Consider the following 16528-nt stretch of genomic DNA (forward strand, 5'->3'; position numbering starts at 1 on the left):
CCTTTCTGTCTTTTATTATTTATGTTTATCTAAAATTTGATGTGTGCTTTGAAAAAGTCCGGTTCTTTTCCCGCTGCAAGATTCTCCCTGACCTGAAGGAGCAGACGCTTAAATAACATCTTTTCTTCCATATTCAGTCCCTTAAATATATGTTTCTCCATCTGCTCTGTCACTTCTTTGATATACCGCAGATATTCTCTGCTCTTATCTGTCAGGATCAACCGGAGAATACGCTGGTCTGCCGTATCCGGCTTCCGCACAATATACCCCATCTTCTCCATTTTCTGGATAGACGTTGTAATGGATGACGGCGTCAGATCCAACTTTGCTGCAAGCTCCCGCTGAGACAGTTCCCCTTCCATGCTTAACACAACAAGGATTCCCGCCTGCCAAGGTTTCAGATCACAGGTTTCAAACGCCTGCTTCGCATAACATTCACTTAAATGTGCGATCTGACTTAGTATCCCCATCATAGGCATATCTTCAAACTTCAATTCCATGTCTTTCTCTTCCCTTTCGTCTTTCTTTTCTCTCATCCATCCTCATTTAATTAGTTAGACATCTAACGGTTATTTTATTCATATCCACTTAAAAAGTCAATATCCCATCTTAAAATTCACCTTTTTTTCATAATTATTACCAATTTTTAATTAGATATCTAATCAAATAAAGAATGTGTAAAATCGGCTGCTTAACAATACAAACGACTCTACACATTTATTATAAATACTTTCTATTTTTATGTCTCTCTACTCTTCCTCTTCCCGATTCAAGACCGTAATGCTTCCCGGTCTTTTCATCGTTCGGACATTGATCCCATTCACCTCAATATGGTCGTCTACTGCGATCACAAGGCACTGACGACCGTCAATCTCTCTTGTTTCAATTAAATCTGCACGATCCGGGTTCACCTTGATAACGATGTCCGGTGTCTCGATATTGAACTTCTTAGTTTCTGTTATATTCGCCGCTATCAGAGAAGCCTTCTCTCCTGCCGCCGCTTCAAAAACCTGTTCAAAGGATTCCATCTTCTCCGCTGATACTCCGCTGTTTTCAAATACCTTCTTCATATCTGTCTTATCCAGCATCAGCGGCTCCGGCTCTTCTTTGTGTTCTTCGATCAAATCGTTCAATGTCTCATGGATATTACGAACAGTCTCATAATCGCCATCTTCTCCAAGAGTATCCTCGATGATCATCTGAAATGTTTCCTTCTGTGTGTCCGCAGACATCGGCATATTCGCCCCAAGAAGCTGGTCGATCAGCTCCGGCTGCAGATCTCCTGATTTCTTCGTATAATACAAAGCGCCGTGGATATCCATATTGCGGTCTGTAAATGCCGGGAACAAAAATCCCTTATCCGGCATATCTACAAGCCAGTCACGCACTCTGTCCTTAATCCGGTTATCATCCGAATAATAGCATAATCCCGCTTTTGACAGAGATACCGGGCAGATGCTGCACAACAGATATTCATAAACTGTATCAGATGCATCATACATCTCCAGATCATCAGATGCTTTGCCCGGAACATCGTACATTGCGTGAATCAGTATTATATAGTAATTTTCGTCATATATGTAGTTCTCAATTACCTTGTTGTAGAACTCTTCCAGAAGCATATCATCTTCCAGCTTACTGTTGCGCAGCTTTAATAAAAATTCCTGCGTGCCGCCCGGCATTTCCTGCTCCAGCGGAAACTCCATATTCAGCAGATTACGTCCCAGACTTCCCGACAACGTCTTCTTAAAAATGTCGAAATATTTAAATGCTTCTTCCTCCGGCAGCGAAAGAAATGCATCCCTGAACTGCATTTTCTTATTCTTCTCATGATCCACATAGCAGCCGCAGATTCTTGTAATTGCACAGTTAGCCGGTGAAAACTGTTTCCTGATTTCCAGTACTTCCTTCTTATTCATTTATCTTCCCTCTTTCATTCTTTTTTCATCCATGTGTGTTTCTGTTGTAAAATAATATAACACATTCTTATCTATTTTACATCGGATTATACGGATAAAAAAGAATTGATTTCTTTTATTTTCTATGCTAAAATTTCTCGGTCACTGTTTAACCTACGGTGTTCACAGTAACATTTCTCGAATGTCTATATATGAAAGGATATTTCCATGAACAATATAAAAAGTACATTTTTCAAATATGTATCTGCCAACATCCTCGGAATGATCGGTCTGTCCTGCTACATCCTGGCAGATACCTTTTTCATCGCCCGCGGCATCGGCGCTGATGGACTGACCGCACTGAATCTTGCAATCCCCATTTATAGTTTTATGAACGGTTTGGGACTGATGACTGGTATGGGCGGTGCAACCCGTTATTCTATTTCTAAGGGAACCTCAGACACAACCGTCAGAAAACAAATTTTTACACATGCATTTTGTTTTGCGCTTTTTTTATCTTCCATCTTCTTATTTCTGGGAGCAACTACAGCAGAGCCGCTTTCCCGGCTGATGGGAGCGGATGCCGATACGCTTGGACTGACAACTGATTATTTACGGATTCTGATGGTTTTCGCACCCTTTTTCATGTGCAATAACCTGTTGATCTGCTTTGTCAGGAACGACGGGGCGCCGCAGCTCTCTATGCTGGCAATGTTGACCGGAAGCTTTGCTAATATTGTCATGGACTACGTTCTTATATTTCCATTTGGTATGGGAATGACAGGCGCCGCATTGGCAACCGCTGCTTCTCCTGTTATAAGTATGTTTGTACTCTCCGCTCACTTTATCCGTAAGCAGAATCAGTTCCGTCTCTGCCGTATCCGCCCGTCTCTGCGGCGGATCACAGACATCTGCGCCCTTGGTTCTTCCTCCCTGATCGTAGAAATTTCCTCTGGCGTAGTCATGCTGATCTTCAACCTGCTGATTCTGGGGATCAGTGGCAACATCGGCGTGGCAGCATACGGAGTCATTGCCAATATCGCACTTGTTCTTACCTCCATGTACACAGGTATTTCACAAGGTGTACAGCCAGTTATCAGCCAGTGCTTCGGCAGACATGAATACGGAAATATCCGCAAAGTTCTCCGTTACGCATTTACTACCTCAACGGTACTTGCAGCCCTATCCTACCTGATTACCTTTATCTGGGCTGGACCGATCGTCTCTGCCTTTAACAAAGATAACGATCCAGTGCTGAATGCAATCGCAGTAAATGGAATGCACATTTATTTTACAGCATTCGTTTTCATAGGAATCAACATTATCACCGCTACCTTTTTAAGCTCCACAGATAACCCGGGGGATGCTTTTTTCGTCTCTGTTTTCCGCGGATTCCTGCTGGTTATTCCGATGGCATTTTTGTTATCATTTTTGTTTGGGATCAACGGAATCTGGATTACCCTTCCATTCACCGAACTGCTTGTAGCTCTTCCGGCAGTGTACTTTATCCGAAAAACTTTAAAGAAGATGCCTTTATAACAGTAACATTTACTTATCTCTATGCAGTTCACATCCAACAGACGCCGTCTGCGCCGGTCCATCTAAAAGCCTGCCCTTGTAATCATATCGGGAACCATGACAGGGGCAGTCCCAGCTCTTCTCACTCTGATTCCATGCAAGCTGACATCCGAGATGAGGACATTTCACAGAAACAAGAAAAATCTCCCCGTCCTCTGCTTTGTATACCCCGGCTTTTTGCCCCTGATATTCGATAACGCCTCCTGTTCCCAGCCGAATGTCTTCCAGTTTCTCCTTCGGAAATGTCAATTTCTCTTTTGTAAGATTAATAACCGCATACTTTCCTTCTTCCAGAAATGTTTTCGCAGACGCCAGTATATTGACTCTCTGCGGAGAGAATACATCAGCATAATCATTCTTCCGTCCACACATCAAATCGGTCAGTACCATAGCAGCAGCCATAGAGGACGTCATTCCCCACTTTTGAAATCCAGTTGCCGCGAACCACCCTTCTGTCCGCCGTCCAAATTGTCCTATATAAGGGATTCCATCCAACGGCATACAGTCTTGAGCTGACCATTGATATGCAGCCTTTGCATGTGGGAAGTATTTCTCTACTTTGTGATGCAGATAATCATAAGGATTCCCCTGCTCCCCATCTCCGGTGCGGTGACCGCCGCCCCCGAACAATAACACATTTCCTGACTGCCTGAAAGACAGTGCATCTGCATCCACTCCCAGATACATCCCTGAAAGAGGAATTACATTTGTCAGACCCAGCACGTAGCTCCGTTCCTGATGCATCCGGAGAAAATAGTATCCTGGCCGAAGCACAAAAGGATAATGTCCTGCAAAAACAATCTGCTCTGCCCGTACATTTCCCCGGTCTGTTACAAGTAAATGCGGCTCTGCCCGAAGTACCTTTGTCTGTTCATACACCTTCACCTGTTCCGCCATCTTCTGTAAAAACTTCAATGGATGGAAGCTTGCCTGTCCTTTTAATTTCAATGCAGCTTCTACAGGAAAAGGCAGCTCTGTCCTGTATGTCAATTCCACAGGCAGTCCGAGACTTTCCGCCGCCCTGTACTCCTGCCGGAGCAGTCTGGCGTCCTTTACCGTATACAAATATGCCTCCCTCTCGGCCCACTCACATTCAATTCCATACTTTTGGATCAATATCCGGTATCTCTCGATCGCTTCCTGATTGGCATCTGCGTATTGCTGTGCCTGTTCTTTCCCAACATTTGCCAGTAATTTATTATAAATCAATCCATGCTGTGATGTTACTTTGGCAGTCGTGTTCCCTGTCTGTCCGCTCCCGATCCGTTCTGCTTCCAGTACGATGCATTTTCTGCCCGCCTGCTCCAGAAAGTGGGCTGTCAATATTCCCGCCAGACCGCCGCCGATAACCGCAACATCGGTTTTTATATCTCCGTTTAATGCTGCATATTCAGGAAATACAGTTGTATCCCTCCAAAGTGATGTTTGTTTAATGCTCTCCACGTTTATTTCTCCTTCCATATACTGACCCACGGCCGTACAGCAAAGTACACAATTCAAATATAACAGCAGTTTACAATGTACTATTCTATAGCATGCTCTAAAATTGTTAAAATTATCAGTATTCTTTATAGGACTTACTTTCATATTTCTCGTAATTTTGTTGCAACTATATAAATTTATATCAGTTTTTTTGTGCATTTTCACTGTTGCGAGAGTAAACATACATCTTATATAATAAAGTCGTTCATCTATGAACACACTATTCTTAAAGGAGGATATTGACATGAAAAAATATGTATGTGAGCCATGCGGCTATGTGTATGATCCCGAAGTCGGCGATCCAGATAACGGTATTGAACCGGGAACAGCTTTTGAAGACTTGCCGGAAGACTGGGTATGCCCGCTGTGCGGAATGGGTAAGGATGAATTCGCTGAGGAAGCGTAATTCCACAGTTTAGCTCTGAGATAAAAAAATCGGTCAGGATATCTGTTAGCAAATATATCCTGACCGGTCTTTTATTTACACTATATTATGATGTAAAGTGTTGAATCAGATAGCATGCAATATTTGTTTTGCATGTTCTACACGTTCTTTTGTAGGTGGCTCTATTCCCCTAAGCGGATAATCATATCCCAATTCTTTCCATTTATATTCCCCGAGCGTATGATAAGGAAGAACTTCCACTCTCTCTACGTTTCCAAGTCCTTCAATAAATTCATGAAGCTTTTCAAGCGCTGTATCTTCATCGCTTCGTTCTGGAACAAGTACGTGGCGAATCCATACTGGCTTGTGAAGCTCATCCAGATATTTTGCCATATCCAGAATATTCTCATTTGTCCATCCTGTCAGCACTTTATGCTTTTCGTCATCAATATGCTTAATGTCCAGCATCACAAGGTCTGTATACTTCATCAGCTCCTGTATCTTCTCAAAGAAAGGCTCTTCTCTTGTAAACGGATTACCGCTCGTATCCAGTGTTGTATGGATTCCCTGTTCTTTTGCCTTACGGAATAATTCCATCAGAAAATCAATCTGCAAAAGTGGTTCGCCTCCGCTTACTGTTATTCCGCCCTGCTCCCCCCAGTAAGTTTGGTAACGCAGAGCTGTCTTAACCAGTTCATCCGCCGTATATGGCGTTCCCTTTGGCATATCCCACGTATCCGGGTTATGACAGAACTGGCAGCGCATGGCACAGCCTGTCAGGAAAATCACATAACGCACTCCGGGTCCGTCTACAGACCCGAAGCTTTCCAAAGAATGTACATATCCTTTTAATTCTTTTTTTTCTTCCATCAATTACATTGCCTCATGGCAGGTTCTTGCAATAACATCCATCTGCTGTTCACGTGTCAGGTCAATGAACTTAACAGCATATCCGGATACACGGATCGTGAAGTTAGCGTACTCCGGTTTCTCCGGATGCTCCATTGCATCGATCAGTTTGTCTGTACCGAATACATTGACATTCAAATGGTGCGCTCCCTGATGGAAATATCCATCCATCACACGTGCAAGGTTAGCCTTACGCTCATCGTCATTGTGTCCCAGTGCACCCGGGCTGATTGTCTGTGTATTGGAAATACCATCCAGAGCCAACTCGTACGGTAATTTTGCTACGGAATTCAGTGAAGCAAGAAGACCGTTCATCTCTGCGCCGTAAGACGGATTTGCTCCCGGCGAAAGCGGCTCGCCTGCTTTTCTTCCATCTGGCAGAGAACCTGTTGCCTTACCGTATACCACATTAGATGTAATTGTCAGGATAGATGTTGTCGGCTCGGAGTCTCTGTATGTGTGACATTTGCTCAATTTGTGCATAAATGTCTTCAACAGCCAGATTGCAATATCATCTGCACGGTCATCATCATTACCGTATCTTGGGAAATCTCCTTCAACCTCAAAGTCTGTTGCGATTCCATCCTCATCACGTATTACCTTTACCTTAGCATACTTAATTGCGCTCAGGGAATCAATAACGTGTGAGAATCCTGCAATACCTGTTGCAAATGTACGTCTTACATCTGTATCGATCAGAGCCATCTCTGCTGCTTCATAGTAATATTTATCATGCATATAGTGAATCATATTCAATGTATCTACATACAGCTTGGACAGCCATTCCATCATTGCATCATAACGTTCCATCACTTCATTGAAATCCAGATATTCAGAAGTAATCGGTCTGTAAGCAGGTCCTACCTGTACCTTTGTCTTTTCATCAATGCCGCCATTGATCGCATACAACAGACATTTTGCAAGATTTGCACGAGCTCCAAAGAACTGAATCTCCTTACCAGTCTGAGTTGCAGATACACAGCAGCAGATGCTATAGTCATCGCCCCATACCGGACGCATAACATCATCATTCTCATACTGTACAGAGCTTGTCTTAACAGAAATGAGAGATGTATATTTCTTAAAGTTCTCCGGAAGTCTCTCGGAATACAAAACAGTCAGGTTCGGCTCCGGCGCCGGTCCCATGTTCTCCAATGTATGAAGGAAACGGTAATCATTCTTTGTAACCATAGAACGTCCATCCTGACCCAGACCGCCCATCTCCAGAGTTGCCCATACCGGATCTCCTGAGAACAACTCATTATAAGAAGGAATACGCGCAAACTTCACCATACGGAATTTCATAACAATATGGTCAATTAACTCCTGAGCCTCCTTCTCTGTCAGAATACCGTTTTTCATATCTCTTTCAATGTAAATATCAAGAAATGTAGAGATACGTCCAACGCTCATGGCTGCACCATTCTGTGTCTTAATTGCAGCAAGGTATCCGAAATACAGCCACTGTACTGCTTCTCTTGCATCCTTAGCCGGCTGAGAAATGTCATATCCGTATACCTTTGCCATTTCTTTCATTTCACCCAGTGCACGGATCTGGTCTGCAATCTCTTCACGAAGACGGAAATCTGTTCCCTTCATGCCATGTCTTGCATAGCGCTCGAAATCGTACTGCTTCTTCTCAATCAGAAAATCAATACCATACAAAGCGATACGTCGGTAATCACCTACGATACGCCCGCGCCCATATGTATCCGGAAGTCCTGTGATGATCTTATTATGACGTGCTGTCTTCATCTCTGGTGTATAGATATCAAATACACCTTGATTATGTGTCTTATGATATTTTGTGAAAATCTCTTTCAGATTTTCACTTGGCTCATAACCGTAAGTTGTACAAGCCTTCACAGCCATATTGATACCGCCGTACGGCATAAATGCTCTCTTCAGCGGTTTATCTGTCTGAAGACCGACAACCTTCTCCAAATCCTTCATGCTCTCATCAATATATCCCGGACCGTATGCTGTCAGACCGGAAACAACTTCTGTTTCCATATCCAGCACACCGCCCTTTGCACGCTCCTCTTTCTGCAATTCCTGAAGTCTGCCCCAAAGCTTATCTGTTGCTTCTGTTGGCTCCTCCAGAAATGACTCATCTCCGTCATACGGAGTGTAGTTTTCCTGAATAAAGTCGCGGACGTCTACAGAGTTTCTCCAGTTTTTTCCGGCAAATCCTGCCCACTGTTCAAACTGTGCCATTTTACAGTAACCTCCTCTGGTCTAATTCTATTGTTTCTTTTTTACGGGCTTAAGTATATCATCTGGTTAAAAAAATCACAATATATAATTTTCTATTTTGGTTCTTGTACCTCTTTTTATACAATTCTTTTGTTTTTTATAATATTTACTTATAAATCTACTTTTCTTTTTGTGATATATAGTATAATCCTTGCCGACCCAATACAAAATGTGGTATGATTCAGCTATGTTTTATAAGAATTCTTACAAAGGAGCTTTACTTATGAATATCAGAAAAACTACCCTCGATGACTTGGATGTGATATTGAAACTATACGAGAATGCCCGCAGCTTTATGGCACGTAACGGCAATCCAACTCAGTGGAGTACAAACTATCCTCCGGTTACTATGCTGGAACAGGATATCATAGATGGACACAGTTATGTATGCGTGGAAGACGGACGCATCATCGCAACCTTCTATTTCCGTGCCGGTAAGGATGATACTTATGCCCGGATTTATGAGGGAGAATGGCTGAACGACAGACCTTATGGGGCAGTACACCGCATTACTTCTGACGGCAGTGTCAAAGGAACTGCATCCTTCTGTATCAATTGGGCGCTTTCCCAGTGCGGCAACCTCAAAATTGACACCCACCGGGATAATAAGGTAATGCAGCATTTACTGGAAAAGAACGGATTTACTTACTGTGGGATTATTTATATTGACGATGGGACAGACCGTCTTGCCTACCAGAAAAGTCACTCTTAATCTTCAACATCCAAATATAAACAATCAGTGTCTTCATTTTGTTGCACAAAACATTACAATGAACCTTCTAAAACAAGAAAGTGTGTACAGCAAACGCTGACACACTTTCTTAGGTCTCATTTTCACTTGGCAAAAGTCATTCATCTGTTTCTTTGCACTTTAGCTGTAAATGCTTAATTTTTTCTGACTCTTACTTTGATTTTTCCTGTATTCCCCAGAAGACTTTCTCAGCCGTAATCGGCAGTTCACGTATTCTCACACCGACCGCATTGCTGACTGCATTTGCAATCGCCGGAGATGGTGTGTTGATTACGATTTCTCCGATGGACTTCGCTCCAAACGGTCCTGTCGGCTCGTAACTGCTCTCGAAATCAACACGGATATTTCCCACATCCAGACGTGTCGGAATCTTATACTGCATAAAGGAATTGCTGTAATTCTTACCCTTCTCGTTATATACCACATCCTCGTAGAGCGCCATACCGATTCCCTGGGCAATGCCGCCTTCTGCCTGTACTCTCGCCAGATTCGGATTCACCAGAGTTCCGCAGTCAACAACTGCCACATAGTCCATAAGTTCTACTTCACCGGTCTCTTTATCCACTTCCACCTCTGCCATACCAACCATGAACGGCGGTGGGGAAATCGGTGAGGAAAATGCCTCGCTGGCACTTAATGCATCCTCATTATTACACATCACATTGTTTCCGATTTCTGCACGGCTAATAGACTCGCCTGTTTTCAGATTCGTCACTTTTTCACCGTCAAACTCTACATCCTCTGCATCACAGCCAAGGTATTTTGCTCCCTTGGCGCTGATCTTCTCACGCAATATCTCACAGGTCTTTACCACTGCCATGCCTGTTACATATGTGGTACTAGATGCATAAGACCCACAATCATACGGGGAAACATCCGTATCCACACCATGTACTACGATTTCATCCATACTACAGTCCAGACATTCTGCTGCAATCTGACTTAAAATTGTATCGCATCCCGTTCCCATATCCGTTGCGCCAACCATTAATGTATAGAAACCGTCATCATTGACTTTGATCGACACAGATGCGGTATCCAATGCTGAAATTCCAGAACCCTGCATCGTCATTGCCACACCGATTCCACGAACCTTTCCATTTCCGCAATCCTTTGCCGGATATTTCTCTTCCCAGCCAATCATTTCTTTCGCTTTCGCCAGACAGCGATCCAACGCACAGCTATTATTTATTTCATTATAATAAGCTGGCATGATCTGTCCTTCCTTGAGCAGATTCATCTCCCGCAGCTTCACCGGATCCATACCCATCTTTTCAGCAAGCTCTGTCACCGCAGATTCTACCGCAAAACACCCCTGTGTAGCTCCATAGCCACGATATGCGCCCGCTGACATGGTATTTGTATAAACAACGTCATATACAAAACGAAATGCCTCCGCTTTGCCATACAGTGGAATCGATTTGTGACCGGACAACCCAACTGTTGTTGGTCCGTGTTCTCCAAAAGCGCCTGTGTTGGATAATGTATAGACGTCAATCGCCTTGATGATACCTTCCTTATTTGCACCTATGCGCACATGCACTTCCATTTCATGACGCGGGGAAGATGCAATCATGGACTCTTCTCTTGTAAATATCATTTTTGCCGGCTTTCCCGTCATCCATGTAACAAATGCGGGATACATTTCCATCACGGCTGTCTGTTTTGCCCCAAAACCGCCCCCGATCCGCGGCTTGATCACACGCACCTTAGACTTCGGAATATCCAGTGCAGTTGCCAGAATTCTTCTCACATGGAACGGAACCTGTGTGGAAGAAACAATATTCAGCCTCCCATATGTATCTTTATAGGAATATGCACGGAAGGTTTCCATCATTGCCTGCTGGTTGGCTTTGGTATGGTACACCTCGTCTACTATATAATCGCAGGATGCCAGAACCGCCTCCACATCTCCTTCCTCGCACTCTTCATGCGCACAGAGATTTCTCTGATTGTCAGCGCCTACCGGAAACAGACTCTTCCAATTATCTTCCGGATGTATCAAAATCGTGTTGTCCTTTGCCTGATGAAAATCCAAAACAGGTTCCAATACTTCGTATTTCACCTTTATCAGCTTTAGTGCTTTCTTTACCGCTTCTTCATTTTCCCCCGCTACGATCGCAACCGGATCTCCTACAAAACGCACTCTCTTGTCCAATATCAGACGGTCATAGGGACTCGGTTCAGGGTAAGTTTGTCCTGCCAGCGTAAACCGCTTATCCGGACAGTCCTTATATGTAAAAATCGCCTCAATCCCCGGTACAGCTTTCGCCCGGTTCAGATTGATATCCTCAATCAGCGCATGTGCGTGAGGACTTCTCAGCACTTTTACTACCAGACAGCCAGACGGCGCCAGATCATTGACATATACTCCCTTTCCAGTCACAAGCGCTTTATAATCCACTTTCGGTACTCCCCGATTGATATACCTCATGCCTGTACCTCCTCTCCCGCTGCCTGAAACTGCATCCGCTTTGCTTTCATATATTTCTGGATCGCACGAAGCTGTCCCATATATCCGGTGCAGCGGCAGAGATTGCCCGCCAGATATTCTTTCATCTCGCCAATCGTCGGATTATCCAGTTCACGAACCATTGCTAATACACTCATGATAAATCCCGGTGAGCAGAAACCGCACTGTTCTGCTCCTTCCTCCGCCAGAAATCTGCCAAATTCTGCCGCCTCTTCCTGTAAACCCTCCAATGTGGTCACTTCCTGACCATCTACACCTGCCGCCAGTACAGAACATGACAGCCGTGTCTTGTTGTTGATCCACACCGTACACAGTCCACAGTTCGTTGTCTCACAGCCGCACTTAACACTGACACAGCCAAGTTTACGCAGAACATCCAGCAAAATACTGTCGCCGGCTACTTCTGCTGCCACTTGCTTTCCATTTAACCGAAACTGTATTTCCATCTATCGTCCCTCCGTAATGATTGATTCCATGGCGCGCATAACCAGTACTTGCGCCAGATGCTTCCGATATCTTGAACTGGCACGCATATTGGAGCCATACCGGAAGCCGTCCGCAACTTCCTTTGCATACGCTTCAAGCTGTTCTTTCGTTGTTTCCGCCGAAATGCGCCACTCCTTCTCGATGAGAGCCGCATGCATTGGTCTTGCCCCAATTGAAAAATACCAGCATTCTTTTCCATGTACCTCTCCGGTCACTACCGCACAGGTCAGCACAGGAAAATCCGTCTTTGTCCGGCGGACAGAGAGATAGCGCACTTTTCTCGGATTCTTTCTTATAATAATGGACAGAAGAATGTCCTTGTCCTTCTTTCTTTCAATAAATTCTCTGAGCCGGACCGTTCCTCCGTCATACAACTCCACAAAAGTATCCATTGCCAGCAGGCAGGTCAGTACATCGGAAAAACCATATCTTCCATAAATGCTTCCGCCTACTGTCGCCTGATTCCGAAACTGTACCCCTACGATATGCCGCACTGCCTCTGCCAGTGCATCCCCACAGTATGCTTTAATTTCCTCACTCTGTTCCAACTGACGTAAGGTACACATTGCCCCGATTTTAATCACATGATCCGTTTCTTCAATCTGATCCAGTCCCAGGCCAGACAGATCGATCATCGTCTTAACATTGGCATTCCCCAGACGCAGCCACATCATGCCGCCCATTACACGGCTGTTTCTTGCCTGATTCAGTTCATAGGCCTCTTCTAACGTCTTCGCTTTTACATAATTTTGAATCGTAAGCAAAATAGAGCTCCTCCTGTTTTATCATTTGTTGTGCCGAATAGTTACTGTTATATCCTTTTTAAGCATATCATAACACCAAAAAAATATGTTGGCAACAAAAGAAAAAGCTTAGAAACACTTGATGTACAAAGTTTCTAAGCTTTTTTCAGCAGGGGATGAGAGAATCGAACTCCCACCAAAGGTTTTGGAGACCCCTATCATACCATTTGACCAATCCCCTATAATGTTACCGAACATCAATTATTATATCCGTAACATCTTCTTTTGTCAAGAAATTTTTACAAATAACCTTATCTATAACCTTAAATGTCTTAATACAATTGACCGCCATTTTTATCTACAAGGACTTTCCAAGGACTTATAGCTATGCTATAATCTTTTTGCTATATTGATGTCATCGACATCAAAAACATGCAAAAGAGGAGTATTATCTACTATTATGGAAACTTTGAAACCTATGTTATTTACGACACTCAAGAACTACAGCCGTGCGCAGTTCATCAAAGACATCACTGCCGGAATCATCGTAGCAATCATCGCACTTCCACTGTCCATCGCTCTTGCGCTTGCCTCAGGCGTTGGTCCAGAAGCAGGTATCTTTACAGCAATCGTTGCAGGATTTTTCGCCTCTGCCCTTGGTGGAAGCACAGTGCAGATTTCCGGTCCTACTGCGGCATTTGCAACCATCGTTGCCGGAATCGTCGCTGCCGATGGCATTGACGGTCTGATCGTTTCTACTATCCTGGCAGGTATCTTCCTGATCGTAATGGGACTGTGTCACTTCGGAAGCTTGATTAAATTTATCCCGTTTACAATTACTACTGGATTTACCTCTGGTATTGCAGTTACGATCGTCATTGGACAGCTTAAAGACTTTTTCGGTCTTACCTATCCAGAAGGTGTAAGCCCAATTGAAACGTTAGAAAAACTGGAAGTCTTTTTCCAGAATCTTACTACTATAAATATAGATGCCTTGATCGTAGGCGGAGTCAGCCTTGCAATCCTGCTTCTCTCCCCAATGGTCTTCAAAAAGATTCCAGGTTCACTTCTAGCGGTGATCGGCGGTATCTTAATGGTAAAATTCCTGCCTCTAAAGGCAAATACGATCGGAGACCTCTATACGATCAGCAATAGCCTTCCATCCTTTAAGCTTCCAGAACTGAATCTGGAACTACTGCAGGCGGCTGTACCAAACGCATTTACCATCGCTATTCTGGCTGCAATCGAGTCACTGCTTTCCTGTGTTGTTGCAGACGGTATGACGGGCAGCAAACACCGCTCAGACATGGAGCTTGTTGCGCAGGGTGCAGGTAACGTAGCTTCTGCATTATTTGGCGGAATCCCCGCTACCGGCGCAATCGCAAGAACAGCGGCTAACATCAAAAATGGCGGACGCACCCCAATCGCAGGTATGGTTCACTCTGTCACGCTGGTCATCGTCCTCGTAATATTAATGCCTTACGCAGGACTGATTCCAATGCCAACCATTGCCGCCATCCTCTTCGTAGTCGCTTATAATATGTGTCAGTGGCGCGTATTTGTCCGTCAGTTAAAAACATCTACCAAGAGCGACATTGCCGTTCTTTTGATTACTTTTGTACTGACCATCGCCTTCGACCTGGTCATTGCAATTGAGGTCGGTATGATATTAGCCTGTCTGCTCTTTATCAAACGTATGAGCGATGAGACTCAGGTACGCGGCTGGACTTATGTCGACCATGACAGTGCAAAAATGAAGGAGCATTTACAGGAACTCCCGATCCAGATCCGCGTATATGAAATTACAGGACCACTGTTCTTCGGCGCGGCAGACGCCATTGAGCGTATCATCGTCAAGGAATTCACTGCCTGTCTGGTACTGCGTATGCGAAGCGTTCCCGCCCTCGACAGTACCGCATTAAACGCCCTGACGGATCTCGTAAACTTCTGCAAGAGCAGGAATATCACTGTGGTATTCTCTCATGTAAACCAACAGCCGATGAAGGTGATGAGACATTCTAAATTTACAGAGATCGTCGGTGAAGAAAACTTCTGTCCAAACATCACGGCAGCCTTGAAACGTGCGGAAGAAGTAATAAAAACTGGTAAGTAATACATCCAACAAAGGGGCTGTCTGGAAATGGCAGATTTACTACAATATATACTGGAGTTTATTCAGACTCATAACCGCATATTGTATGTGAAGTCTATTTTCCGACTGCCCCTTTTCCTATTGTCTGAACCACATTTGTGAGTCTGCCTTTATCATACTCTGCCTCCGCTGATTTGCTCCATCTTCCCATCTTTTTCTTTGAGTATAAGTTCATACATTGTAATTGATAACTATGTTTTCACAATTCATACAACTCTAAACGGAGATGCGTAATGCAGTTTCTTTTATTTCCCATCAAAAAAATGGCAGATGCTTTTAAGCACCTGCCATATCACACTTACTATTCATTTTTAATGATCCCGCCGCCCGGCTCTGTCCTGCTGTTTAGACACTCATTTACAAAAGACCAAATTCCTGCATTGCTTTCTTAAGAACTGCCTCGTGCTGCGGTTCAATCTCTGTCAATGGCCCCCGAAGCGGTCCGCACCCTTTTCCCATCAGATTCATCGCCGCCTTTACCGGAATCGGATTCACTTCACAGAACAACGCATCACACAACGGCAATGCCTTCAGCTGCATCTGACAACTGCCTTCGGTATCTCCGCTCAAATACTTGTATACCATATCATGAACATAAGTCGGCGCGATATTAGACAATACAGAGATAACGCCAATACCTCCGAGAGACAAAAGCGGCACAACCTGATCGTCATTTCCAGAATACATATCAATGTTACCGTCACACAGATGCATAATCTTTGCCACTGTACTGATGTCCCCTGAAGCTTCTTTGATACCAACAACATATTCTGTATCTTTCACCAGCTTTGCAATGGTTTCCGGCTGCAGACTACATCCAGTACGGCTTGGTACATTGTAGAGAATCGCCGGTATCTTTGCTTCATCAGTAATCTTTGTATAGTGTGCAATCAATCCATTCTGTGTCGCTTTGTTATAGTAAGGAGTCACAAGAAGTATTCCCTCTGCTCCTGCCTCAGCTGCTTCCTTGGACATCTGCACGGCTGTCGCTGTACAATTAGAACCGGTTCCCGCAATCACCGGAACTCTATGGTTCACACGTTCAATCGTAAAACGGATAACATCCATGTGCTCTTCCTCTGACATAGTTGCAGACTCACCTGTTGTTCCGCAAATAATAATAGAATCCGTCTGTCCACTGATCTGCTCTTCCAGAATCTCTTCCAATTTCTCATAATTTACTTCTAAATTATTCTTCATCGGTGTAACAATTGCTACACCTGCACCCTTAAAAATAGCCACTGTTATTCACGTTCCTTTTCCTATATTTATTCATAAAAAGGATAACATCGAACAAGGTGCATTGTCAAGAAAGTTATCACTTCTTTTCTGCATCCTCGTAACAGTTCAGCCTTTCGGCTGCACTGTTACTCAAAACAGTCCACCGGACTGTTTTATCGCATGCTTGGCAACTG

13 protein-coding genes and 1 tRNA gene are annotated in these 16528 nt (G+C 44.0%); 4 read left to right on the forward strand and 10 right to left on the reverse strand.

The features are described 5' to 3' along the window. Nucleotides 1-29: 29 nt before the first annotated feature. On the reverse strand, nt 30-536 hold the full coding sequence (locus tag NFS18_RS11225; RefSeq protein ID WP_251390138.1) for a MarR family winged helix-turn-helix transcriptional regulator: 507 nt from the start codon (nt 534-536) through the stop codon (nt 30-32). 213 nt (nt 537-749) lie between these two features. Then, complete coding sequence (locus NFS18_RS11230) at nt 750-1919, reverse strand: DUF4317 domain-containing protein (protein ID WP_251390140.1); 1170 nt, start codon at nt 1917-1919, stop codon at nt 750-752. Between the two features lie 207 nt (nt 1920-2126). Here NFS18_RS11230 and NFS18_RS11235 point away from each other — a divergent pair, with 207 nt between their 5' ends. Beyond that, nucleotides 2127-3437, forward strand: a complete 1311-nt coding sequence (locus NFS18_RS11235) for an MATE family efflux transporter (RefSeq protein WP_251390142.1) — start codon at nt 2127-2129, stop codon at nt 3435-3437. 9 nt (nt 3438-3446) lie between these two features. Here NFS18_RS11235 and NFS18_RS11240 read toward each other — a convergent pair whose 3' ends face one another. Then, a complete protein-coding gene (locus NFS18_RS11240) occupies nt 3447-4937 on the reverse strand; it encodes an FAD-dependent oxidoreductase (protein ID WP_408631556.1) in 1491 nt (496 codons plus the stop codon). Nucleotides 4938-5202: 265 nt separating this feature from the next. Here NFS18_RS11240 and rd point away from each other — a divergent pair, with 265 nt between their 5' ends. Continuing rightward, complete coding sequence (gene rd / locus NFS18_RS11245) at nt 5203-5364, forward strand: rubredoxin (RefSeq protein ID WP_251390144.1); 162 nt, start codon at nt 5203-5205, stop codon at nt 5362-5364. Nucleotides 5365-5469: 105 nt separating this feature from the next. On the opposite strand, the gene pflA is transcribed toward rd, so the two are convergent. Together pflA and pflB are read right to left on the reverse strand one after the other, a co-directional pair. Further along, nucleotides 5470-6213: a pyruvate formate-lyase-activating protein gene (gene pflA / locus NFS18_RS11250; RefSeq protein WP_251390146.1), complete on the reverse strand. Its 744-nt coding sequence runs from the start codon at nt 6211-6213 to the stop codon at nt 5470-5472. A gap of 3 nt (nt 6214-6216) precedes the next feature. Further along, the gene (gene pflB, locus NFS18_RS11255; RefSeq protein WP_251390148.1) at nt 6217-8469 is read right to left on the reverse strand and encodes a formate C-acetyltransferase; all 2253 of its coding nucleotides are present in this window, start codon (nt 8467-8469) and stop codon (nt 6217-6219) included. 262 nt (nt 8470-8731) lie between these two features. On the opposite strand from pflB, the gene NFS18_RS11260 reads away from it, so the two are divergent. Next, entirely contained in the window at nt 8732-9220 is a 489-nt protein-coding gene (locus tag NFS18_RS11260; RefSeq protein WP_251390150.1) for a GNAT family N-acetyltransferase, read from the forward strand. Between the two features lie 190 nt (nt 9221-9410). Here NFS18_RS11260 and NFS18_RS11265 read toward each other — a convergent pair whose 3' ends face one another. The 4 genes from NFS18_RS11265 to NFS18_RS11280 all read right to left on the reverse strand — a co-directional run bounded on the left by NFS18_RS11265 (nt 9411) and on the right by NFS18_RS11280 (nt 13202). Then, nucleotides 9411-11693, reverse strand: coding sequence for a xanthine dehydrogenase family protein molybdopterin-binding subunit (locus tag NFS18_RS11265; RefSeq protein ID WP_251390152.1), 2283 nt, complete (start codon nt 11691-11693; stop codon nt 9411-9413). Continuing rightward, a complete protein-coding gene (locus NFS18_RS11270) occupies nt 11690-12178 on the reverse strand; it encodes a (2Fe-2S)-binding protein (protein WP_251390154.1) in 489 nt (162 codons plus the stop codon). The genes NFS18_RS11265 and NFS18_RS11270 overlap by 4 nt, the downstream gene beginning before the upstream one ends. Beyond that, nucleotides 12179-12982: an FAD binding domain-containing protein gene (locus NFS18_RS11275; RefSeq protein WP_251390156.1), complete on the reverse strand. Its 804-nt coding sequence runs from the start codon at nt 12980-12982 to the stop codon at nt 12179-12181. 149 nt (nt 12983-13131) lie between these two features. After that, a tRNA-Trp gene (locus NFS18_RS11280) sits at nt 13132-13202 on the reverse strand. A gap of 219 nt (nt 13203-13421) precedes the next feature. Here NFS18_RS11280 and NFS18_RS11285 point away from each other — a divergent pair. Beyond that, nucleotides 13422-15074, forward strand: coding sequence for a SulP family inorganic anion transporter (locus tag NFS18_RS11285; RefSeq protein ID WP_251390158.1), 1653 nt, complete (start codon nt 13422-13424; stop codon nt 15072-15074). 396 nt (nt 15075-15470) lie between these two features. Here the strand turns inward: NFS18_RS11285 and dapA are convergent, their stop codons facing one another. Then, complete coding sequence (gene dapA / locus NFS18_RS11290) at nt 15471-16355, reverse strand: 4-hydroxy-tetrahydrodipicolinate synthase (RefSeq protein ID WP_251390160.1); 885 nt, start codon at nt 16353-16355, stop codon at nt 15471-15473. Between the last annotated feature and the right edge of the window lie 173 nt (nt 16356-16528).

The organism is Mediterraneibacter agrestimuris (genome assembly GCF_943193195.1).
Taxonomy (GTDB): domain Bacteria; phylum Bacillota; class Clostridia; order Lachnospirales; family Lachnospiraceae; genus Schaedlerella; species Schaedlerella agrestimuris.

Bases quoted from the DNA above. Each gene is read 5' to 3' on its own strand.
- pflB (WP_251390148.1), bottom strand. From the start codon at position 8,469: ATGGCACAGTTTGAACAGTGGGCAGGATTTGCCGGAAAAAACTGGAGA.
- NFS18_RS11230 (WP_251390140.1), bottom strand. From the start codon at position 1,919: ATGAATAAGAAGGAAGTACTGGAAATCAGGAAACAGTTTTCACCGGCT.
- rd (WP_251390144.1), top strand. From the start codon at position 5,203: ATGAAAAAATATGTATGTGAGCCATGCGGCTATGTGTATGATCCCGAA.
- NFS18_RS11270 (WP_251390154.1), bottom strand. From the start codon at position 12,178: ATGGAAATACAGTTTCGGTTAAATGGAAAGCAAGTGGCAGCAGAAGTA.
- NFS18_RS11260 (WP_251390150.1), top strand. From the start codon at position 8,732: ATGAATATCAGAAAAACTACCCTCGATGACTTGGATGTGATATTGAAA.
- NFS18_RS11285 (WP_251390158.1), top strand. From the start codon at position 13,422: ATGGAAACTTTGAAACCTATGTTATTTACGACACTCAAGAACTACAGC.
- NFS18_RS11265 (WP_251390152.1), bottom strand. From the start codon at position 11,693: ATGAGGTATATCAATCGGGGAGTACCGAAAGTGGATTATAAAGCGCTT.
- NFS18_RS11235 (WP_251390142.1), top strand. From the start codon at position 2,127: ATGAACAATATAAAAAGTACATTTTTCAAATATGTATCTGCCAACATC.
- NFS18_RS11225 (WP_251390138.1), bottom strand. From the start codon at position 536: ATGAGAGAAAAGAAAGACGAAAGGGAAGAGAAAGACATGGAATTGAAG.
- pflA (WP_251390146.1), bottom strand. From the start codon at position 6,213: ATGGAAGAAAAAAAAGAATTAAAAGGATATGTACATTCTTTGGAAAGC.
- NFS18_RS11240 (WP_408631556.1), bottom strand. From the start codon at position 4,937: ATGGAAGGAGAAATAAACGTGGAGAGCATTAAACAAACATCACTTTGG.